This window comes from Stenotrophomonas sp. EMP41 (genome assembly GCF_047495535.1).
Classification (GTDB): Bacteria; Pseudomonadota; Gammaproteobacteria; order Xanthomonadales; family Xanthomonadaceae; genus Stenotrophomonas; species Stenotrophomonas sepilia.
The window spans coordinates 2,430,829-2,451,894 of sequence record NZ_CP179923.1; the positions used below are offsets into that span (position 1 = coordinate 2,430,829).

The window sequence follows — 21,066 nt, forward strand, 5'->3', positions numbered from 1 at the left end:
CGGGCGCCGCCGGCCGGGTTACCCTCGGGCCCTTGTTTGCCTTACCGGAGTTCCTGCCTTGACCACCCGCCTTGCCCTTGCCGTGGCCATGTCCCTCGGCCTTGCCCTGCCCGCCTTCTCGGCCGGCGCCGCCACCCCGGCTGCCAGCACCAATGCCCAGCAGGCCAATCCGTTCTTCGCCGAAAGCCCGTTGCCCCTGCATTATCCGCAGTTCGACCGGATCAAGGACAGCGACTTCGCCCCGGCCTTCGACGCCGGCATGGCGCAGCAGCTGAAGGAAGTGGAAGCGATCGCCAACAACAAGGCCAAGCCGACCTTCGACAACACCATCATCGCCCTGGAAAAGAGCGGTGACATCCTCGACCGCGCGACCACCGTGTTCTTCAGCCTGGTCGGCGCCGATACCAATGACACCCGCAAGAAGCTGCAGGCCGACTACTCGGCGAAGTTTGCCGCGCACAGCGATGCGATCGCGCTGAACGGCAAGCTGTTCGCCCGCATCCAGGCGCTGTATGACACCCGCAGCCAGCTGGGCCTGGACGCCGAAGGCGTGCGCCTGGTCGAGAAGTATTACGACAACTACGTGCGCGCAGGCGCCAAGCTGTCCGACGCCGACAAGGCCAAGCTGAAGGAGATGAACGCCGAGCTGGCCAACCTGGGCACCAGGTTCAGCCAGAACGTGCAGTCGGAGGTGAACGCTTCGGCGATCACCGTCGACGACGTCAAGGAACTGGACGGCCTGTCCAAGGAGCAGATCGCCGCCGCCGCCGAAGCCGCCAAGGCCCGCGGCCAGGACGGCAAGTACGTGATCACCCTGCTCAACACCACCGGCCAGCCGCCGCTGACCAACCTGGCCAACCGCGCCCTGCGCCAGAAGATCTACGAAGCATCGGTCAGCCGTGGCAGCCGTGGCGGTGAGTTCGACAACACCGCGCTGGTCTCGCGCATCATGCAGCTGCGTGCCGACAAGGCCAAGCTGATGGGCTTCCCGAACTTCGCGGCCTACAACCTGACCAACCAGACCGCCAAGACGCCGGAAGCGGTCAACGCGATGCTGGGCAAGCTGGCCCCGGCCGCGGTGGCCAACGCCAAGCGCGAAGCCGCCGACCTGCAGGCGATGATCGACCAGGAACAGAAGGCCGCAGGCAAGCCGACCTTCAAGCTGGAACCGTGGGACTGGGCCTTCTACAGCGAGAAGGTGCGCCAGGCCAAGTACAACTTCGACGAGTCGCAGCTGAAGCCGTACTTCGAAATGAAGAACGTGCTGGAGAACGGCGTGTTCCATGCCGCCAACCTGGAATTCGGCCTGACCTTCAAGCAGCGCACCGACCTGCCGGTCTATCACGATGACGTGACCGTCTACGACGTGTTCGATGCCGACGGCAGCCAGCTGGCGATCTTCATCTTCGACCCGTATGCACGCGCCTCCAAGCGCGGTGGCGCGTGGATGAACTCCTACGTCTCGCAGTCGAAGCTGACCGGCTTCAAGCCGGTGGTTGCCAACCACCTGAACATCCCGAAGCCGCCGGCCGGCCAGCCGACCCTGCTGACCTGGGATGAGGTGAACACCACCTTCCACGAGTTCGGCCACGCCCTGCACGGCATGTTCTCCAACGTGAAGTACCCGTACTTCTCGGGCACCTCGGTGCCGCGTGACTTCGTCGAGTTCCCCTCGCAGGTCAACGAGATGTGGGCTGACAACCCGGTCATCCTGAAGAACTACGCCAAGCACTACCAGAACGGTTCGGCGATGCCGCAGGCGCTGCTGGACAAGGTGCTGGCGGCGGCCAAGTTCAACCAGGGCTTCGCCACCACCGAGTACCTGGGTGCGGCCATGCTGGATCAGCGCTGGCACCAGATCGGCGCCGACCAGGTGCCGGCGGCCAAGGACGTGATGGCCTTCGAGCGCGCCGCGCTGGAGAAGGACGGCATCTACTACGCGCCGGTTCCGCCGCGTTACAAGACCCCGTACTTCAGCCACATCATGGGCGGCTATTCGGCCGGCTACTACGCCTACATCTGGTCGGAAGTGCTCGACGCCAACACCCAGAAGTGGTTCAAGGACAATGGCGGCCTGAGCCGCAAGAACGGCGACCACTTCCGCGCCACGCTGCTGTCCAAGGGCGGCAGCGTCGACGCGATGCAGCTGTTCCGCGATTTCGCCGGCCACGAGCCGCAGATCGAACCGCTGCTGGAAAAGCGTGGCCTGACCGGCGCCGGCAACTGATCGCCTGCGCGGTAGCGTGAAACGAAAACCGCCCGGGAGACCGGGCGGTTTTTTTGTGGCATCCACCCATGGCGTGGATCTACTGCAGTCCCGGTAGATCCCATCCATCCGTGGATGATCTCCGGTCACCGCCGGAACAGCCGCTCCCACCATCGGCTTTTTGGAGCAACTGCAGGAGAGGTATGGGCGCCCAGGAACTCCTGCAGTTGGGCCGCGGCGGCCTCCGCGTACAGCAACGCGCCATCGGGGGCGCAGTTGAGTAGATTGCTCATGCTGGTCGATGCATTGAGGTCCATCGGGTTCGGCTCGACCACCTCGCTTGCTTCCAGCAATCCGCATTCCTTGCCGATGGCATCATCGACAACGCTCCAGAACACGGCCAGTCGACCATCGGAAAACAGCTCGTCCAGACGCGCACGCAGTTCATTGTCCCCGCCGTAGTCCGCGCGCATCTGCTTCAGCCGGTCATGCGTGATGAAGACACCACCACCGTAGTTCTCGCGCAGGTGGTTTCCGGCAGCGGCGTCCGCCCACTGCGGCGGCACCAGTTGCCGCCAGTCCGCGAAATAACGGGCAATCACTGGGTCGTCGATGAAGAACGAAAGGGCGCTCCCGCGAAGGTAATGATACCGGCGCAGGTGACCGGCCACGATCGCCAGGTACAACGCGTGCCCCTTCTCGAAAGGCACTTCGGCGCTGATCGCGCGGGCCTCGTCGATGCGTTCCTGCAACTGCTCCATGTAGAACGGCTCGATCCGGAACCGCTGTTGCAGCGCCTCGACCAGCGTCACGTCCTGCAGCGCACGGAAATAGATGTCACGGATCTCCGAATCCGCGACTGGATGGTAGGTGATGTCCCAACCCATGCTGCAACGCCTTCAGGAATGCGGTAATCCCGCCGACCCAACAGCTTAGCGTCGACGACGCCCACGCGCGGAGCAGACCGTGCAACACACGGATTTGGCGTCAGTGAGTGTCGCATCCGGCCCGCTCTACCCCCCCCGCGCACCCTTTAGCGTGGCGCCACGTATCCGCCCGGCACGCCTTCCGGCGACAGCACCAGCTGCCACAGCTGCGCGTGCCGGCAGCGGAAGGTGGCCATCGACCCGGCCAGGTAGAAGCGCCACATGCGGCGGAAGTGCTCGTCGTAGCGCGCATCCAGCCGTGGCCACGCCGCCTCTACGTTGCGCCGCCAGGCCTGCAGGGTCAGGTCGTAGTCGGTGCCGAAGTTGTGCCAGTCCTCCAGCACGAAACGGCCTTCGAACGCCTTGGTGATCTGCACTGCCGACGGCAGCATCGAGTTGGGGAAGATGTAGCGCGCGATCCACGGATCGGTGCGATGCCGGGAGATGTTGGTGCCGATGCTGTGCAACAGCAGCAGGCCGCGCGGCGACAGGCAGCGCTTGGCCACCTCGAAGAAGCCCGCGTAGTTCTTGTCACCGACGTGCTCGAACATGCCGATCGAGAAAATCGCATCGAACGGTTCGTCCAGCTCGCGGTAGTCCTGCAGTCGGATCTCGATCGGCAGGCCCGCGCACAGGTTCCGCGCGAACTCGGCCTGCTCCTGCGAAATCGTCACGCCGACGCCACTGACACCGTAGCGCTCAGCGGCGAACTTCAGCGCTTCGCCCCAACCGCAGCCGATGTCCAGCACGCGCTGGCCCGGGCGCAGGCCCAGCTTGCGGCAGACCAGGTCGAGCTTGGCTTCCTGTGCGGCGTCGAGATCATCGGCGTTGCGCCAATAGCCGCAGCTGTAGACCAGGCGCTGGCCGAGCATGGCCTGGTAGAGATCGTTGCCCAGGTCGTAATGACGGCGTCCGACCTCGTAGCTGCCCTGCCCCGCCTGCAGGTTGAACAGGCGCGCCTTCAGCGCATCGGCCACTTCGCGCCAGCCGTGCACCCGTTCATCCAGGTGCGCCTGCATCAGGTGGACGAGGAATTCATCCAGGACGTTCGCATCCCACCACCCTTCCATGTAGCTCTCGCCCAGGCCGAGCGAGCCCTGGCCCATGACCCGCGCGAAGAAGCGCGGGTCATGCACCTGGATGTCCTGTGGCTGGGTGCCGCCGATGCGGACCCCGGCTTCGTGGAGCAGGCCGGCGACCCGCTCCTGCAACCCTGTATCCACGCCACCTCCTCGACTGCGCTCAACCGCGTGCGAACAGCTCCACGTAGTCCTTGGCCACGTGCGGCAACAGCACCGCCGCCGGCACATCGGCGGTCTGGGTGCCGTCCGAGTATGGACCCACCTGGTAAGGCGGGAACACAAAGCGCAGCGCGGTGATCTGCCCCTTGTCGTCGGTCACTGGCTGGAACTGGCTGAAATTGTCGGCCTGCGGGCCGGTCCCGTCGGCGATCATGCGCGATGCGTTGCGCAGCGATTCCTGCAGCTGGGCCGGGTCCATGTCCTCGCCGCTGAGGCGGGTGGCCACGCGCTCGCGCAGCTGGTCGGCGACGAACTCACTGATCACCTTCCAGCCCTTGGCATCGGCCACCAGCTTGTCGGCGCTGAGCATCTGCTGCTGCGCCGGCAGCCACACGAAGCGCGCCACCAGCGGTTCGCCATGGGCGCCACCGGTATAGCGGCTGCCATCGGCACTGACCACCACCAGCTGCGGCGTTTCCAGCAGCTTCTCGAAGCTCAGCGACAGCTCGTAGGGCATGGTCGGCTTGTCGTTGCCAAGCCCGTCCAGCGCCTGCTGCAGGTCGCTGCGTGCGCTGGTGGCATAGTCCTGCAGCGCGCGCGCCAGGCCGGGGTAGCGGTCGATACCCGCCGGGTAGCTGATGCCCACCACCTCACGCTCGTTGTTCTCGATCACGTCGCGCAGGTCCAGCGGCGCTTCCGTGGCCGGCGTCTCGCCGGCGGCGGTGGCTTCGGCGGCGGGCGCCGCGTCGGTCGCCGGCGCCGGCTCGCTTTCACGCTGGCAACCGGCCAGCAACAGCACGCCCACCACGCCGGCCAGCACGCTGCCGTGCAGTGGCCGGTTGTTTCCAATCTTCATCGGGATCCCCTGTTCATGTTTGTACATCATCGCCTGCCATGGCTGAAGCGTGGCCCGCTGGCATTCAGCCAACGAGCAGGTCGTGGTACTCCTCGTGCCGCTGCAGGAAAGCCTCGGCGTAGGAACATGCCGGCACCACCTTGTACTTCTGCTCGCGGGCGAAACGCAGTGCCACGCGGGTCAGCTCACCGGCGATGCCACGGCCGGCGATCGGCTCGGGCACCTCGGTGTGGGTGATCACCATGCGCTTGCGCTTGATCTGGTAGTCCAGCACCGCCAGCTGTCCTCGCACACGGGCGGTGAAGCGGTGGTTGGCCAGGTCGTGTTCGACCTCGTAGGCCAGACCGGGGGGCGTGACCGAAGCCATGGAACTGTCTCCTGCGGCGACTGCGTGGATGGTGCGCAGCCGGGCGCCATGATCGCGTGAAGCCTGAACAGGGGCAAGTCCAGTCCATTCACGTCAGTTTTAGCCCTCAAGCTGGAGGCGGGCCGGCCGCTATCGCCTATGGAGGGGTACGGCCAGGCTGGCACGACCCTTGCGACCGTTGACCATGCGCACCACCGTGGAGGCTCCCATGCACGCCAGCAATTCCCATTCCGATACCGACCGCGCCCTGCTGGAGGGCCTGCTTCAACTGGCGGTGGAAGGGCAGACCGAGGATCAGGATTTCCAGCGCATCGGCGAGGAAGTGTTCGCCCGCCTGCTGGATACCTACGGCCAGCAGACCGCGGCCTGACCCGGCCGGGGCGGATCGGACCCGATCCGCCCCGCCACCCGCATCAACCGCCGCCCAGGCGGAAGGTCGGGTTGGAGAGTTCGCGCAGGAAGTGGTTGAAGATGCTCGGCTGCATGGCCAGCATGAAGATCACGCCGAACGCCGCACCTGCCAGGTGCGCGCTGTGGTTGATGCGATCGCCGCCGCGCTTGTCCATCCAGATGCTGTAGCCGACGTAGAACGCGGCGTAGATGATCGCCGGTGCCGGGATGAAGAACACCAGGATGATCGACCACGGCTTGATCAGGATGAAGGCGAACAGCACCGCCGACACCGCACCGGATGCCCCGAGGCTGAGGTAGTTCGGGTTCTTCTGGTTCTTCAGGTAGCTGGGCAGGATCGAGACCAGCAGCGCGCCGATGTAGAACGCCGGGTAGGTCAGGTAGCTGCCGGTCAGCTGCACCATCACGCTCTCGATGAATCCCCCGAAGAAGAACAGGGTGATCATGTTGAAGATCAGGTGTGACCAGTCGGCATGGATGAAGCCATAGGTCACCAGCCGGTCGTACTGGCGATGGCGGTCGACGGCCGGCGGCCACAGGATCAGGCGATCGGCCAGCTTGCGGTTGTTGAACGCCATCCACGACAGGATGGCGGTGATGGCGATCAGCAGCAGATTGACGGGGGTCATGTCAGGCTCAGGCGCTACGGTAGTTGTCGACCATACGATAGCGTTTCGCGTACCAACCGAAGGCCAACGCCGCGACGAAGGCGAAACCGGCGAAGAAGAACATCAGGAACGCCGCTTCGCTCAGGCCCGTACTGGCGATCCTGTGGGTCACGGCATCGTTGCGCACGGCAGCGTTCGACAGCAGCACCCACAGGTTGCCGATGGTGGTGGTCAGGTTCCAGAAGCTCATCACCACGCCCTTCATCGCCTGCGGCGCCTGGCTGTAGGCGAACTCCAGGCCGGTGGCCGAGACCAGCACCTCACCGAAGGTCAGCAGCGCATACGGCAGCATCTGCCAGAAGATCGACATGGCGTTGCCGCCGTCCATCACCACCTGGATGCCGCCGACCACGATCCAGGCCAGGCCGCTGAAGGCGATGCCGGCGGTCATGCGGCGCAGCGCGGTCGGCTCGAAGCCGAAGCGGCGCAGGGCCGGGTACAGCACCAGGTTGTTGAACGGAATCAGGATCATCACCAGCAGCGGATTCAGTGCCTGCATCTGCGAGGCGGTGAACCAGTTCGGCATCTGCATCTGCTGGCCCTGCAGGACCCAGGTCGAGGCCTTCTGGTCGAACAGCGAGAAGAACGGCGTGGTCAGCGCGAAGATCACCAGCACGCGCAGCACCGAGCGCACGCCTTCCACGGCTTCGGCCGGATGCTGGCCACGGGCGCGATCGAGCTGCAGCCAGGTGCCACCGCCGATGCCCGCCAGGATCGACACCAGCGCCAGGCACAGGCAGATCACGATGCCCAGCGAGCCGACCAGGCCGAACGAGGCCGCAGCCAGCGCCAGGCCGAGCACGGCGATCACCAGGCCCGGACGGCCCTGGCCGGCCACGCGCGTGGTCAGCGCGGTGCGCACCACGTTGGCGAACGAATGCGGATCCTTCGGCGGCAGCGGCACCAGCACGTAGCGCTTGCGGCCCAGCCAGAACACGAAGGTGGCAATGAACATCAGGATGCCCGGGATACCGAACGCCCACTGCGGACCCCAGTTCTTCAGTACCAGCGGGATCAGCAGCGAGGCGAACAGCGAGCCGAAGTTGATGATCCAGTAGAAGGCGTCGAAGACGATCTTGGCCAGGTGCTTGTTGCTCTGGTCGAACTGGTCGCCCATGAACGAGGCCACCAGCGGCTTGATGCCACCGGCACCCAGCGCGATCAGGCCCAGGCCGAGGAAGAAGCCCTCGCGGCTGTTCTCGAACAGCGCCAGGCACAGGTGGCCGGCGCAGTAGACCAGACTGAACCAGAGGATGGTGTGGTACTTGCCGAAGAACCTGTCGGCCAGCCAGCCACCGAGCAGCGGGAAGAAGTACACGCCGATCATGAAGCTGTGCATGATGTCCTTGGCTTCACCAGCACGGCCTTCCGCAGTGATTTCCTGCAGCAGCAGCGAGGTGATCAGGAACTGCACCAGGATGTTGCGCATCCCGTAGAAACTGAACCGTTCGCAGGCCTCATTGCCGATGATGTACGGAATCTGGCGCGGCATCTTTCCTTGGCCGGCGATGGGGGCGACTGCGTCGTGGCTCATCCTGTAAGGCATTCCTGCAAAGCGAAAGGCGCAAGGTTACCGGAACCAGGGCTTGCGAAGCACGCTGCAGGGCTGCATGACAACGGTGCCAATCCATGGCAGGCAGTGCAGGCCCTGCCGGAAGTCACGGCACCTGCACGACAAAAGCGTAAACTTATCGTTATGCGCCCCCTCGCCCCCGCCCGCCTCCTGCTCAGCTGCCTTGCGCTGTTGCTGGCATTGCAGGCGCAGGCACGACCACAGGCGCCGGCCGCCGTTGCCAGTGAGAGCGAACCTCGGCAGCTGACGGTAGCCGCGCTGGAGCTGCCCAGCCGCGATGACGCGCAATGGAAGCAGCGTCGCGAGCAGGTCGCTCAACTGCTGACCGACCTGCAGCCGGACGTGATCTCGGTGCAGCAGGTGCTGCAGCAGCAAGGCCGCAACCCGGCCTGCTGGCTGGCCAGCCGGCTGCGCTACAGCTGCGACTTCGTCACCGCCGACCCACCCAGCCAGCCACTGCGCCATGGCAACGCCATGCTGACCCGACTGCCGGTGAGCGAGGACGGCGTGACCCTGCTGCATCCTCCCGGCACCTTCAGTGCGGCCGGCATGATGCGGCTGAAGCTGGGCGAGGCGCTGGTCAACATCTATGTGGCGCGGCTGCGCCCGGACCCGGACGAGGCCCCCGCCCGCCAACACCAGACCAGCGACCTGATGACCTGGATCGACGCCACCGCCGAAGGCATGCCCAGCCTGATCGCGGGCGACTTTTCGGCCAGCACGGTGGAGCTGGTGCGGAGCACGCCCGGCTTCCAGCCGGCACGGCGCAATCCCGGCGGCCGCCCCGAGCCGCCTGCGGCCAGTGGCGGCGGCGCCAGTGGCCACGGCTTGGACGTGCTGTTCCAGGTCAAGCACTTCGGCGGCATCCGCCAGCAGCCGATCCTGCTGCCCGCCGACGGCGACCTGCCCGAGCTGCGCCTGGGCGTGCTGGCAACCCTGCGCCTGCAGGACGATACGGCCACCGCCGAATAGGTCGTGCCGGTCGCTGGCCGGCTCCCTCGGGACCACACGATTGCCGGCCAGCGGCCGGCACTACCGTATGAGTCCTGCAACAGAAAAGGCCGGGGTCTCCCCCGGCCTTTCCACTCATCCCGTCACCGCGATCAGGCGATCGCTTCCTGGTAACGACGCTCGACTTCATTCCAGTCGATGACGTTGAAGAACGCGCCGATGTATTCCGGGCGGCGGTTCTGGTACTTCAGGTAGTACGCGTGCTCCCACACGTCCAGGCCGAGGATGGGGGTGTTGCCTTCCATCAGCGGGCTGTCCTGGTTGCCGGTGCTCTCGACCACGACCTTCTTGTCCGGGGTCACGCTCAGCCACGCCCAGCCGCTGCCGAAACGGGTCAGCGCCGCCTTGGTGAAGGCGTCCTTGAACTTGTCGAAACCGCCCAGGTCCTTGTCGATGGCCTTGGCCACGTCGCCCACCGGGTTGCCGCCAGCATTCGGAGCCATCACGGTCCAGAACAGCGAGTGGTTGGCATGGCCACCACCGTTGTTGCGCACCGGGCCCTGCAGGTTCTCCGGCAGCGACTTGAGCTTCTTCACCAGCTCTTCGACCGGCAGGTCAGCGTACTCGGTGCCTTCCAGCGCCGCGTTGACGTTGTTGATGTAGGTCTGGTGATGCTTGGTGTGATGGATTTCCATCGTCGCCGCATCGATATGCGGCTCCAGCGCGTCGTAGGCGTAGGACAGCTTGGGCAGGGTGTAGGCCATGATGCATCTCCTGATTGCGAGGGCACCCGACGATGTCGGGCGGTGCGCGGTGAATGATGGGGACAGACCATCAGATTACCAAGGGGGATGTAAAGGAAATTGCGTCCTGCCAGTGAGCACGACGGCAATTGTTACGCAGCAGTGACGCGGCGCCGCCCTCATGCACCATGCAGCGCGCAGGCGCTACAGTGCGTGCACCACCCTCGCCCGCCCCTGCCCATGCGCAACCCCCGGCTGCTGATCACCGCCATCGCCCTGCTGCTGCTCGGCCTGGTCGCCAACCATTTCCTGCAGCGGCCGCCGACGCCACAGTTCGCACCGGACCTGCAGGGAACACCGACCACACGGGCGCCTGCCACGGCCACGCCCGGAGGGGACAACGGCCTGCCCGCGTTCCTGCCCACCGAAGCACGCGCGACCATCGCCCTGATCCAGCGTGGCGGCCCGTTCCCGCACCGTCAGGATGGCACCACCTTCGGCAACCGCGAGCAGCAACTGCCGCAACGTCCGCGTGGCTACTACCGCGAGTACACCGTCGACACCCCCGGTGCACGCACGCGTGGCACGCGCCGCATCGTCACCGGCGGCGATCCGCCGGAGGCGTGGTACTACACCGACGACCACTACGAATCGTTCCGCAGCTTCACCGTACCGGCCCAGGGAGCGCAATGATGAGCCACGATGATTTCGGCCTCGGCCTGCATGACATCAATAATGCCGGTGTCTATGCCATCGACAGCGATGACATCGGCGCACTGGCCGCAGCAATGCGCGATGCCAGCCTCAAGGTGATCCGCATCGACCTGGAAGGCGTGACGGACAAGCGCACCCTGCTCGCCCGGCTCGCCGCGCAACTGGATTTCCCGGCCGGTTTCGGCGGCAACTGGGATGCACTGTCGGACAACCTGCGTGATCTGCAATGGCTGCCGGCCAACGGCTACGCGCTGTTCCTGTGCGACGTGGACGCGCTGCGCGCCGCCGCGCAGAAGGACTTCGACACCCTGCTGGACGTGATGGATGAAGCCAGCCGCGATTGGGTCGGTCGCGATGTGCCGTTCTGGGTGTTCCTGTCACAGAGCACGTAAGGCCAGTGCCTGGGTAGAGGCCGACCTTGGTCGGCGCTTCTGCGCCAACCAGGATTGGCATCTACCAAAGCACGAGCCTGCCAGGCGTGGCGCCCCTTGCCTACCGGCTCCCGTTATCTTCCTGCAGCTCTTTCTTGAACGGAATGTCCGGCGGCGGTCGCGCCACCGCCGGCTGGTCCTGCATGTTGGGGTTGGTCAGGCCGCAGCCGCCACCCGCCTGCAGGATCGAGATCACGCAGGAGATCTTCGTACCGGTGCCCGGCAACGGAATCTCCATCGACTTGATGCCCTTGCGCACCCATTCGGCCAGCAGCGATTCCTGCGGCACCCAGTACTTGTCGAACGACGTCGGCGTGTAGTCGTACGGTGGACGTTTCAGCCATGTGCCCGATTGCGCGATGCGCTCCTTGCTCCAGCCGTCGTTGGCGCCCCCGGGCGCACCGCGCTCGGCGTGGCCATCGCCGTCCTGGCCCGGCACGCGCACGCTGCCATCGGCATTGAACAGGCCATTGCCCCTGCCGGCGGCGCTGGCCTGGCGGGCACCGCCATTGCTGCCGTCGCGGCTGCGGCTGGAAGATCCCCAGTCATCGCCCTTGGCCGGTGTCGCCCAGTTGCCGGGATCGGGGGCCGGGCGCGCTCCCGCGTTTGCCGGTGTGCTGCTGGAGGCCGACGGACGCGTGCTGCTGCTCGTCTGCGCCGCGCTGCCCTGGGCCGCAGCCGCAGGCGTCACGGTGGCACTGCCACTGGAGGATGCCGGTGCCGCCGCCGGTGCCGGGGCCACTTCACGCTCCCGCACCTGTACATCACGGCCGGTGGGCGCGCGTACGGCGGGCTCACGCCCGGCCACCGCCGCCATCCGCACCTGCGGATCGGCCACTACCTGCACTTCACGTTCACGCACCTGCACGTCCTGCTGTGGCACGCGCACCTGCATTTCAGGGCTGCGCAGCGGTTTGGGCGCGACCGGCGCTTCGACGGTGCTGACTTCGCGTTCGCGCACCTGGATGTCACGCACCTGTGGTGTGTGCACGGCCAGCTCCGGGGTGCGCACCTGGGCAGGCGCCGGCAGCGCGTGCACCGGCTGCACGCTGCGCTCGCGTACGCTGGGCGTGCTGTCCCGCGGCACGACGCTGACTTCGGTTCGCGGCACGCTGACCGGCGGCACCACGAAATCCGTGCTGGCCTGCGCCACTTCGGTGGCCTGGACCGGTGAAGGCGGCGGCGCGGCAACCGGCGCCGGCTCGGCTTCGGCTGGCGGCGGAGGAACACTGGCGGTCGGCGCGGATGCAGGGGACGATGCGGCGGCTTCGGCAGTCGCCGGGCGCGAAGCAGGAGCCGTGGCGGCGCCCGCCTGCTGCCCCGTCGCAACCCGACCTGCCGCGGCGGCCGCAGCGACTTCGGCGCCTGGCTGATCGCCCCCACCTTCCTGGGTCGCGCGGCCGACGAACTCCACCTGCACGCGCTCGCCGTCGGTGCCCTCTTCGTCTGGCGCAGTGGTGCGGATCACCGCCACCCACAGCAGCAGCATGAAGAACAGCAGGTGCAGCAGTGCGCTGATCAGCGCCGAGGTCCAGCGCATCCAGCGCTGGTCGCGCGGCGCAGCGTCCCAGTCCTGCCAGAACAGACGGCGCAACGCCTGCCACGGTGACAACTGCGGCGATTGGCCTGGCCGGGCGGGCAGCGGACGCGGCAGCAATACCGCAATCACTTCGCGGGCATGCAACGGCCGCGGCAGCGGCCCCAGCGAGCGCAGCCACAACGCCCAGCCATAAGGCAGGCGCGTGGTCTTCTCAAGGACGGCGCGGGGCTGCTGGCGGGCCAGCAGCAGATCGATGAGTTGCTCGGCCCGGGTCAGAGGCACGCGTCAGCGATCAGGCGACGTTGTCGCGCGGGATGTACGGCGCGTGGCCGCTGTCGTGGTCGGTCGCGTCGCGCACGGCGGTCACGCCCGGCACGCGGCCCATCAGGGTCTTTTCGATGCCCTGCTTGAGCGTCACGTCGGCCATGCCGCAGCCCTGGCAGCCACCACCGAAACGCAGCAGCACCACGCCGTCGGCCGAGACTTCCTGCACGGCCACCTTGCCGCCATGCGAGGCCAGCTGCGGATTGACTTCGTTCTCCACCACCCAGTGCACGCGCTCGACCAGCGAGGCCGCATCACCGGGCGCTTCACCCTTGATGCGCGGCGCCTTGATGGTCAGCTGCTGGGCACCGGCGGTGCCGGCGACGATGTCGATCTCGGCACCGTCGAGCCAGCCAACGCTGCCGGCATCGACATAGAGGGTGAAGCCATCGCAGTCCACCGCCCACTCGTCGCCCAGCAGGTCGGTGGGTTCGGCGAACTCCAGCCGGGCGTCGGCGCGCGGGGTACCGGGGTCGACCGCGCTCAGGCGCACGCCCATGCCAGGCACGCCCTCGCGTTCGATCAGCTTGCGGAAATGGGTCTGGGCAGTGTCGGAGATCTGGATCATCAGGCTATTCTAGCCAAGTAAGCGTCAGCCGCTCATTCGGTTTATACACCGTCCGGCGCATTGTTCAGTCAACACGAGGTGGAGATTCCCATGGCCGACCTGATTCCACTGGCCCAGGCCCGTTGCGTGCCACGCAAAGGCAGCGACCACAAGCTCGGCGAAGCCCGCCTGGCCGAATTGCTGCCGCAGGTTCCCGGCTGGGAGCTGAGCGAGGGCGGGCAGGCCCTGACGCGCACCTTCCGCTTCAAGGATTACTACGCCACCATGGCCTTCGTGAACGCGCTGGCCTGGATTGCACACCGCGAGGACCACCATCCGGACCTGGGCGTGCACTACGACCGCGCGGTCGTGCGCTTTTCCACCCACGACGTGGGCGGTCTGAGCGAGAACGACTTCATCTGCGCGGCGAAGACTTCGGCCCTGACGGAGCAACTGCCATGAACGTACGCTTGCTGAGCCTGTCCCTGATCGCTGCGGCCGGCCTGCCCGGCTGCGGCTCATCCGAACCGCCGGCACCACCGCCGCCGCCGCCGACCGAAGTCGCAGCAGTGAAGACGCCGCCGCCGCAGTACCCGCTTGAACTGGCCTGCATGGGCGTGGGCGGCACCAGCACGTTCAAGGTGACCATCGGCACCGACGGCAAGCCGAGCGAGGTCGCCCTGCTGACTGGCGCGGGCAACCCGCAGCTGGACGAACTGGCCAAAACCGCCGTGCAGGGTTGGCAGTTCAAGGCCGCGACCCGCAATGGCCAGCCGGTGCCGGCCACCATCCAGGTGCCGGTCAGTTTCAACCCGCCGCAGCCGAAGCCGGACCAGTGCTTCGCCATTGAAGAGCGCCTGCGCCGCGGCGGCTGATCGCACGCACCCGACGAGGCCAGCCGGCGCCCGCCTCGCCCTCGCCGCCCCGGCCCTGTCCGGGGCGGTTGTCTGTTGACCAGGACTGCGTCGGTAGATGCTGCAGATTCCCCCCGAAAACATCTGGATTGCGCTGGCGGTCACCCTCGCGGCCGGCCTCGCCACTGCGATCGGCAGCCTGCTGGTGCTGTTCTCGCGCCGGCCCAGCCCGCGCCTGCTGGCCTTCGGCCTGGCCTTCGCCGGCGGCGCGATGGTCTATGTGTCGCTGTCGGAAATCCTCAACAAATCCATTGCTTCGTTCGCACTGGCCCATGGCGAGCGCACCGGCTTCACCTACGGCACCCTGGCGTTCCTGCTGGGCGTGATCGTGATCGTGCTGATCGACCACTTCATTCCCAACCCGCATGACAGCCTGGACAAGCAGGATCCCGCGTTCCGCGAAAACAGCCGCGAGTACCTGAAGCGGGTCGCGCTGCTGACCTCGGTGGCGATCACCGCGCACAATTTCCCGGAAGGGCTGGCGACCTTCTTCGCCACGCTGGAAAGCCCGTCGGTGGGCATGCCACTGGCCTTTGCGATTGCCATCCACAACATCCCCGAGGGCATCGCGATCGCGGTGCCGGTGTACTTCGCCACCCAGAACAAGGCCTATGCATTCAGCGCCAGCCTGCTGTCGGGCCTGGCCGAGCCGGTGGGCGCCGCGCTCGGCTACTGGCTGCTGTCCGGGTCGCTGTCGCACGCCACCTTCGGCTGGGTGTTCGGGCTGATTGCCGGCGTGATGGTGTTCCTGGCGCTGGATGAGCTGCTGCCGGCCGCCAAGCGCTATGCGAAGGGCCACGAAACCGTCTATGGGCTGGTGGCGGGCATGGGCACGCTGGCGATCAGCCTGGTGCTGTTCAAATGGTGAGGGGTTCCCGGTTCGCCCTGTAGAGTTGAGCCATGCTCGACCGGCTTTCGCGCAGCACGGCCGAACCGCCGTCAGCGCAGGCGATCCAGCGCCTCGACCAGTTCATCGGCCAGCGGCGCGTTCAGCACATACGGGCTCTTGCCGTCGTCCAGTGCGAACTCCAGCGAGGCCGCGTGCAGGAACAGGCGCTTCAGCCCGATCTGCTCACGAAGCCGCTTGTTGACTGCCGGATCACCGTACTTGTCGTCACCGGCCACCGGATGGCCCAGATGCTGGGCATGCACGCGGATTTGATGGGTGCGGCCGGTTTCGATGCGCACCTCGCAGTACGAATGGCCGCCGCGGCGCTCCAGCACCCGGAAGTGACTGATCGATTCCTTGCCGATCGCATTCACCTGTACATGGCGCTCGCCGCCCTGGCGCAGGCCCACGTGCAGCGGCGCGTCGACGGTCATCACACCGTCCGGCATGCGGCCGGCCAACAGGGTCAGGTAGCGCTTGCGGATGCCGGCGCCGTGGTCTTCACGCAACAGCGCCTGCAGTTCGCTCAGCGCCGAACGCTTCTTGGCCACGATCAGCAGGCCCGAGGTGTCGCGATCCAGCCGATGGACCAACTCCAGTGTCTGTCCCGGGCGCAAGGCGCGCAGGGTCTCGATGGCACCGAAGCTGATGCCGCTGCCGCCGTGGCTGGCCACGCCGGAGGGCTTGTTCAGGGCCAGCAGCCGGGCGTCCTCGAAGACGATGGCCTGCTCCAGCCGGCGCATGAACGCCTCTGGCGGGCCGGCCTTGTCTCCTTCCTCACTGAGACGGACCGGCGGCACACGCACCTCATCGCCCGCCTCCAGCTTGCGCTCGGCCTTGGCGCGGCCGCCGTTCACCCGAACCTGCCCGCTGCGCACCAGCTTGTACACCAGGCTGCGCGGGGCTCCCTTCAGCTGGCCGAGCAGGAAGTTGTCCAGGCGCTGGCCGGCGCGGTCGGCGGGAACGGTGATCATGCGCACGGAAGGCTTGTCGCCAGCGGGTTTGGTCGGGTCTTGGGCGGTCATCAGGCTGTTTATTCTGTTACACTCGGGGGGCGAGATAAGGGATTGATTTCGTTGGAAGTTACTCAGGGCCAGAAGCCCAGCTTCCGACGAATCCGGCACAGTGCGCGACCACCGCCCGCGGGGCGGCCATGTTAGCGGCTCACCGGCCTTCCCGGCCATCGCCGGATGCCTGACACGCAACCGTGCTGAACATGTCCCGCGTGGCGCTCCAGCCTGGCTGACAGCTGCCTGCGGCCCTGCAACACCCAAAACCCATAAGAGTGAAGCGCTCCCGCGGCCTGCCGTGGTGTCGTAGCGCTGGAAACCCAAGCCGCCCTCCCCGCGCTTGCGCGAATGGGCGGCGAGCCGTGTCCAGAGGCGAAACCCCATGGCGTTCCGCGCGGTAGCCGCTTGCGAGGAACGCAACAATGAAGCGAATGCTGATCAACGCCACGCAGGCTGAAGAGCTGCGTGTTGCCATCGTGGATGGCCAGTCGTTGTATGACATCGACATCGAACAGCCGTCGAAGGAACAGAAGAAGTCCAACATCTACAAGGGCCGGATCTTCCGCATCGAGCCCTCGCTGGAAGCCGCCTTCGTCGAGTACGGCGGTGGCCGCCATGGCTTCCTGCCGCTGAAGGAAATCTCCCGCGACTACTTCCAGGCCGGTGTCGACCACAACAAGGCCGGCATCCGCGAGCTGCTGAAGGAAGGCCAGGAGATCGTTGTCCAGGTCGACAAGGAAGAGCGTGGCAACAAGGGCGCCGCCCTGACCACGTTCATCTCGCTGGCCGGCCGCTACATGGTGCTGATGCCGAATTCGCCCAGCGCCGGCGGCGTGTCCCGCCGCATCGAGGGCGAAGACCGTGCCGCGCTGAAGGAGGCTCTGGACAAGCTGAACATTCCCGACGACATGGGGGTGATCATCCGTACCGCCGGCGTCGGTCGCGATGCGGAAGAGCTGCAGTGGGACCTGGACTACCTGCTCAACGTCTGGCGCGCCATCGCCGAAGCCGCGCTGAGCAAGCCGGCCCCGTTCCTGATCTACCAGGAATCGCGCCTGATCGTGCGCGCCCTGCGGGACTACCTGCGCGCCGACATCGGCGAGATCCTGGTGGACACCGAGGAGATGTACGAGCACGCCCGCGAATTCATGCAGCAGGTGATGCCGCAGACCCTGCGCAAGCTCAAGCACTACAAGGACGACATCCCGCTGTTCAACCGCTTCCAGATCGAGTCGCAGATTGAAGGCGCCTACGAGCGCAACGTGCGCCTGCCGTCGGGCGGCTCGATCGTGGTCGACCAGACCGAAGCACTGACCGCAGTCGACGTGAACTCCTCGCGCGCCACCAAGGGCAGCGACATCGAGGACACCGCCTTCCAGACCAACCTGGAAGCGGCCGAGGAAGTGGCTCGCCAGCTGCGCCTGCGCGACCTGGGCGGCCTGGTGGTGATCGACTTCATCGACATGGCCTCCAACAAGCACCAGCGCGAGGTCGAGAACCGCCTGGCCAACGCGCTGAAGTACGACCGTGCCCGCGTGCAGGTCGGCCGCATCTCGCGCTTCGGCCTGCTGGAAATGAGCCGCCAGCGCCTGCGCCCGAGCCTGGGCGAATCCAGCCAGATCGTCTGCCCGCGTTGCGACGGCCACGGCCGCATGCGCAGCGTCGAGTCGCTGTCGCTGTCGATCATCCGCGTTGCCGAAGAGCATGCGATGAAGGAAAACACCGGGCAGGTGCTGGTCCAGGCGCCGGTGGAGATCGCCAACTACCTGTTGAACGAGAAGCGCAGCGCCCTGCGCGAGATCGAGCAACGCCACGAAGCGCCGATCGTGATCGTCGCCGACGAGCAGCTGCACACCCCGCACTACGCGGTCACCCGCCTGCGTGAGAACGAGCTGGGTGAAGAGAGCAGCAAGCCCAGCTACCAGCGCGGCACCCCGCGCAAGCTGCCGGTGCACGCCCTGACCAAGGGCCAGCTGAACATCCCGCCGCCGGCAGTGACCCAGGTCAAGCACACCTCTCCCGCCCCGGTGCGCGAGGAAGCGGCTCCGGCTGCAGCCGCTCCAGCTGCGGTCGTGGCAGCGCCAGTGGCGCCGGCTCCGAGCGGCGGCGTGATCGGTTGGCTCAAGCGCGTGTTCGGTGGCGAGCCGGCACCGGCGCCGGCTCCGGCCGCCCCGGCTCCGCGCCAGCAGCAGGACGGTGGTCGCAAGGACCGCAACAAGGATCGCAACAAGGATCGCAAGGACCGTCGCGACGAAAACCGTGGCAACGGTGGCAACGGCAACGCGCAGCAGCAGAAGGATGGCGGCAACCGCAAGGACCGTGGTGAGCAGCGCAACAAGGACGGCCGCAACGGCAACAACGGCAATGCCCAGCAGCAGCCGCAGCAGGGCAGGCAGAAAGAGCCGCAGCAGAAGGATGGCCAGACGCAGCCGCAGCAGCAGAACAAGACGCGCAACGAGCAGCAGGGCCAGAACCAGAACCAGCCGAAGCTGAAGCAGCCCAAGCAGCCACGCCAGCAGCAGGACGGTGACAAGCCGGCCGAGAAGCCGCAGCGCAGCGTCGCCGAGCTGCCGGCCGAGGCCGTGACCGGGGCTGCAGCCGTAGCCGCTACGGCCGTCGCTGCCAACGTCGTGACCGCGCAGGAAGCCACTGCGCCGGTGGCGCCGGTTGCACCGGCTGCCTCCGCTCGGGCGGAAGTCGCTGCACCGGCCGACACCACTGCCAACGCCGGCAACGAGGCCGAGGCGATTGCCGTGACCGGTGAAGAGGCTGCCCTCGACGCCAACGGCGAGCAGGCCGGTGAAGGTGCAACCCGCCGCCGCCGTGGCCGTCGTGGTGGCCGTCGCCGCCGTCGTGGTGGCGCCGAGAACGCTGCCGGCAGCGATGGCCTGGGCGATGAACAGGACGACGCGGACGACGGTGATGACACCGATGCCGCTGATGTCGCCGGACAGAGCAACGACAGCGTTGCCGGGACCACTCCGGTGGCCGCGGCACAGCCGGCGCGTTCGCAGCCGGAGTTCGAATTCGATGACGAAGCCGAACCGACCGCTGCCGAAGCCGAGAAGCCGGTCCGCGCCGCCGCTGTTGTCGCCGCGCCGGCCGCGGTGGTGAGCAGCGCCGTGGTCGATGCTGCTGCACCGGTCGTGGCGAAGGTACAGGCTCCGGTCGAAGCCGTCGCCAAGGCCGAACCGGCGGCGTCGCCGGTGCAGACCAGCATGCTCGATGCCATCGACGCTGCGACCCCGGCCCAGCCAGTGGCAGCGGCAGCCCCGGCGGTCGAAGCGAAGCCGGTGGTGGTTGAGGCTGCCCCGGTCGCTGAAGCCACTGCGGTGGTCGAAGTGAAGTCGGCCGTGGCCGAGGCTGCTCCGGTCGTGGAATCGGAGCCGGAGCTCGCTGAAGCCGCTCCGGCGGTCGAAGCCAAGCCGCTGGCCGTTGAGGCTGCCCCGGTGGCGGAAGCCGCTCCAGCGGTTGAAGCCGAACCGGTCGTCGAGACCGCGCCGGTCGCCGAACAGCCGGTCGCTCCGGTGGCGGTTGAAGCTGCACCGGTGGAAGCTGCGGCCCCGGTCGCCGATGCAGTGGTGACACCGTCGATCGATCCGGTCGCCGATGGCCACGCCGATGCGGCAGCCCAGGCGGCCGAAGCCAAGGCCGACGAAGAAGGCGAAGAAGGCGCCAAGCGCACTCCGCCGGCGAACTGATCGCTCTTTGATCGCGTGAAAAAACGGCGGGGATCGATGATCCCCGCCGTTTCTGTTTGTGCGCCGGATGCGTGCAACGCTCTGGTAGAGGCCAACCTTGGTTGGCATCGTTGTTGGAGCGAACGCGGACACGTCCGTGCCAACCAAGGTTGGCACCTACCAGGACATCATCGCGTCGGAGCGAATTGCAGGCGGGTCCACACGCCATAATGGTCCGAGGCCCAGCGACCGCTGTCATCGGGCTGGTCGAACAGGAGCTTGGCCTCACGTGCGACCATCGCGTCCTGCTGGAAGAAGATGTGGTCGATCCGCGAGGCCACCGGATAGTAGTGCCTGTTCAGCGTACTGACCCCGGCCAGGTCGGTGTTGACGTGCACGCTGCCGTAGCTGTCACCGTAATGGCTGCGCAGCTCGCTCATGTCGCTGGCATCGACCAGTGCGTTGAAGTCGCCCGCGATCACCACCGGTGCGCCGGCCGAGGTGCCGGCGATGAAGCGCAGCAGGTCCTCGACCTGGGTGCGACGGATGCGCTGGCCATTCTCGTCGCTGCGCTCGTTGAAGTGGGTGGCATAGACGTTGACCGCCTTGCCGTCCACATCGATGCGCAGATGGGCGACCGTCCGATAATCGTCCAGCGGCTGTAGCAGGTGCTCACCCTGGGCGAGGATCGGTCGCCGGGTCAGCAGCGCATTGCCGTAACGTTTCGGCGCACCCACCGGATCGGTGGACACGAACACGTACTTGTAGCCGAGTTGGCTGGCCAGCCACTGCGCCTGGTTGCGCACGTTGCGCCGCTGGATCACCTCCTGCAGGGCAACCGCATCCGGCTGCAGGCGCTTGAGCTCGGCCAGGATGGTGCGGCGGCGGCTCGGCCAGTCCTCGCGGTCGTGATGCAGGTTGAAGGTCACCATGCTCATGCCTGGTGCGCTGGCGACGTCGGCCGCTGTCGCGGCGGTTGGCACGGCTGCCATCACGGCACCCGGCAATGCGAATGCAATGGCCAGTCCCAGGGCACGCACGGCCGTGCGCGCCCTTGCCCCCTGCTGCTTCATCG

General features: G+C 66.8%; 20 protein-coding genes. 9 read left to right on the forward strand and 11 right to left on the reverse strand.

Annotated features, from left to right (window positions below; genetic code table 11):
* Nucleotides 1-58 precede the first annotated feature (58 nt).
* On the forward strand, nt 59-2,227 hold the full coding sequence (locus tag ACMGRF_RS11200) for a M3 family metallopeptidase (protein ID WP_134709694.1): 2,169 nt from the start codon (nt 59-61) through the stop codon (nt 2,225-2,227).
* A 125-nt stretch (nt 2,228-2,352) separates the two neighbouring features.
* On the opposite strand, the gene ACMGRF_RS11205 is transcribed toward ACMGRF_RS11200, so the two are convergent.
* From ACMGRF_RS11205 to ACMGRF_RS11220, 4 genes are all read right to left on the reverse strand, one after another.
* Nucleotides 2,353-3,093 carry a hypothetical protein gene (locus ACMGRF_RS11205; RefSeq protein WP_414485224.1) on the reverse strand — a complete coding sequence of 247 codons (741 nt, stop codon included), beginning with the start codon at nt 3,091-3,093 and terminating at the stop codon, nt 2,353-2,355.
* Nucleotides 3,094-3,239: 146 nt separating this feature from the next.
* Nucleotides 3,240-4,355: a cyclopropane fatty acyl phospholipid synthase gene (gene cfa, locus ACMGRF_RS11210; RefSeq protein WP_049440646.1), complete on the reverse strand. Its 1,116-nt coding sequence runs from the start codon at nt 4,353-4,355 to the stop codon at nt 3,240-3,242.
* Between the two features lie 19 nt (nt 4,356-4,374).
* Entirely contained in the window at nt 4,375-5,256 is an 882-nt protein-coding gene (locus tag ACMGRF_RS11215; RefSeq protein ID WP_049417225.1) for a DUF3298 and DUF4163 domain-containing protein, read from the reverse strand.
* A gap of 37 nt (nt 5,257-5,293) precedes the next feature.
* Nucleotides 5,294-5,596: a GNAT family N-acetyltransferase gene (locus ACMGRF_RS11220; protein WP_005417588.1), complete on the reverse strand. Its 303-nt coding sequence runs from the start codon at nt 5,594-5,596 to the stop codon at nt 5,294-5,296.
* A 208-nt stretch (nt 5,597-5,804) separates the two neighbouring features.
* On the opposite strand from ACMGRF_RS11220, the gene ACMGRF_RS11225 reads away from it, so the two are divergent.
* A complete protein-coding gene (locus ACMGRF_RS11225; RefSeq protein WP_014037806.1) occupies nt 5,805-5,966 on the forward strand; it encodes a hypothetical protein in 162 nt (53 codons plus the stop codon).
* 43 nt (nt 5,967-6,009) lie between these two features.
* Here ACMGRF_RS11225 and ACMGRF_RS11230 read toward each other — a convergent pair whose 3' ends face one another.
* A complete protein-coding gene (locus tag ACMGRF_RS11230) occupies nt 6,010-6,636 on the reverse strand; it encodes a rhomboid family intramembrane serine protease (protein ID WP_049417227.1) in 627 nt (208 codons plus the stop codon).
* A gap of 7 nt (nt 6,637-6,643) precedes the next feature.
* A complete protein-coding gene (locus tag ACMGRF_RS11235) occupies nt 6,644-8,209 on the reverse strand; it encodes an oligopeptide:H+ symporter (protein ID WP_049417228.1) in 1,566 nt (521 codons plus the stop codon).
* Between the two features lie 162 nt (nt 8,210-8,371).
* Between ACMGRF_RS11235 and ACMGRF_RS11240 the strand changes: the two genes are divergently transcribed.
* Nucleotides 8,372-9,220 (forward strand): endonuclease/exonuclease/phosphatase family protein, encoded by an 849-nt coding sequence (locus tag ACMGRF_RS11240; protein WP_049440642.1) that lies wholly within the window; start codon nt 8,372-8,374, stop codon nt 9,218-9,220.
* Nucleotides 9,221-9,351: 131 nt separating this feature from the next.
* On the opposite strand, the gene ACMGRF_RS11245 is transcribed toward ACMGRF_RS11240, so the two are convergent.
* Entirely contained in the window at nt 9,352-9,963 is a 612-nt protein-coding gene (locus tag ACMGRF_RS11245) for a superoxide dismutase (protein ID WP_005410310.1), read from the reverse strand.
* 219 nt (nt 9,964-10,182) lie between these two features.
* On the opposite strand from ACMGRF_RS11245, the gene ACMGRF_RS11250 reads away from it, so the two are divergent.
* Both ACMGRF_RS11250 and ACMGRF_RS11255 read left to right on the forward strand, forming a co-directional pair.
* Nucleotides 10,183-10,635: a ribonuclease domain-containing protein gene (locus ACMGRF_RS11250; RefSeq protein ID WP_049417233.1), complete on the forward strand. Its 453-nt coding sequence runs from the start codon at nt 10,183-10,185 to the stop codon at nt 10,633-10,635.
* The gene (locus ACMGRF_RS11255; protein ID WP_049417235.1) at nt 10,635-11,048 is read left to right on the forward strand and encodes a barstar family protein; all 414 of its coding nucleotides are present in this window, start codon (nt 10,635-10,637) and stop codon (nt 11,046-11,048) included. The genes ACMGRF_RS11250 and ACMGRF_RS11255 overlap by 1 nt, the downstream gene beginning before the upstream one ends.
* Before the next feature lie 100 nt (nt 11,049-11,148).
* Here the strand turns inward: ACMGRF_RS11255 and ACMGRF_RS11260 are convergent, their stop codons facing one another.
* Both ACMGRF_RS11260 and ACMGRF_RS11265 read right to left on the reverse strand, forming a co-directional pair.
* Nucleotides 11,149-12,909 carry a hypothetical protein gene (locus tag ACMGRF_RS11260; RefSeq protein ID WP_180879212.1) on the reverse strand — a complete coding sequence of 587 codons (1,761 nt, stop codon included), beginning with the start codon at nt 12,907-12,909 and terminating at the stop codon, nt 11,149-11,151.
* A 10-nt stretch (nt 12,910-12,919) separates the two neighbouring features.
* On the reverse strand, nt 12,920-13,519 hold the full coding sequence (locus ACMGRF_RS11265) for an NfuA family Fe-S biogenesis protein (protein ID WP_049417239.1): 600 nt from the start codon (nt 13,517-13,519) through the stop codon (nt 12,920-12,922).
* A gap of 90 nt (nt 13,520-13,609) precedes the next feature.
* Here ACMGRF_RS11265 and ACMGRF_RS11270 point away from each other — a divergent pair, with 90 nt between their 5' ends.
* The 3 genes from ACMGRF_RS11270 to zupT all read left to right on the forward strand — a co-directional run bounded on the left by ACMGRF_RS11270 (nt 13,610) and on the right by zupT (nt 15,280).
* The gene (locus ACMGRF_RS11270; protein WP_021203009.1) at nt 13,610-13,960 is read left to right on the forward strand and encodes a 4a-hydroxytetrahydrobiopterin dehydratase; all 351 of its coding nucleotides are present in this window, start codon (nt 13,610-13,612) and stop codon (nt 13,958-13,960) included.
* On the forward strand, nt 13,957-14,373 hold the full coding sequence (locus ACMGRF_RS11275; protein ID WP_049417243.1) for an energy transducer TonB: 417 nt from the start codon (nt 13,957-13,959) through the stop codon (nt 14,371-14,373). Before ACMGRF_RS11270 ends, ACMGRF_RS11275 begins: the two co-directional genes overlap by 4 nt.
* A 97-nt stretch (nt 14,374-14,470) precedes the next feature.
* Nucleotides 14,471-15,280 carry a zinc transporter ZupT gene (gene zupT / locus ACMGRF_RS11280; protein ID WP_049417245.1) on the forward strand — a complete coding sequence of 270 codons (810 nt, stop codon included), beginning with the start codon at nt 14,471-14,473 and terminating at the stop codon, nt 15,278-15,280.
* Between the two features lie 71 nt (nt 15,281-15,351).
* On the opposite strand, the gene ACMGRF_RS11285 is transcribed toward zupT, so the two are convergent.
* Nucleotides 15,352-16,326, reverse strand: a complete 975-nt coding sequence (locus ACMGRF_RS11285; RefSeq protein WP_031269982.1) for an RluA family pseudouridine synthase — start codon at nt 16,324-16,326, stop codon at nt 15,352-15,354.
* 407 nt (nt 16,327-16,733) lie between these two features.
* On the opposite strand from ACMGRF_RS11285, the gene rne reads away from it, so the two are divergent.
* Nucleotides 16,734-20,012 carry a ribonuclease E gene (gene rne, locus ACMGRF_RS11290; protein WP_180879214.1) on the forward strand — a complete coding sequence of 1,093 codons (3,279 nt, stop codon included), beginning with the start codon at nt 16,734-16,736 and terminating at the stop codon, nt 20,010-20,012.
* A gap of 167 nt (nt 20,013-20,179) precedes the next feature.
* Here the strand turns inward: rne and ACMGRF_RS11295 are convergent, their stop codons facing one another.
* A complete protein-coding gene (locus ACMGRF_RS11295) occupies nt 20,180-21,064 on the reverse strand; it encodes an endonuclease/exonuclease/phosphatase family protein (RefSeq protein WP_180879216.1) in 885 nt (294 codons plus the stop codon).
* Nucleotides 21,065-21,066: the final 2 nt, after the last annotated feature.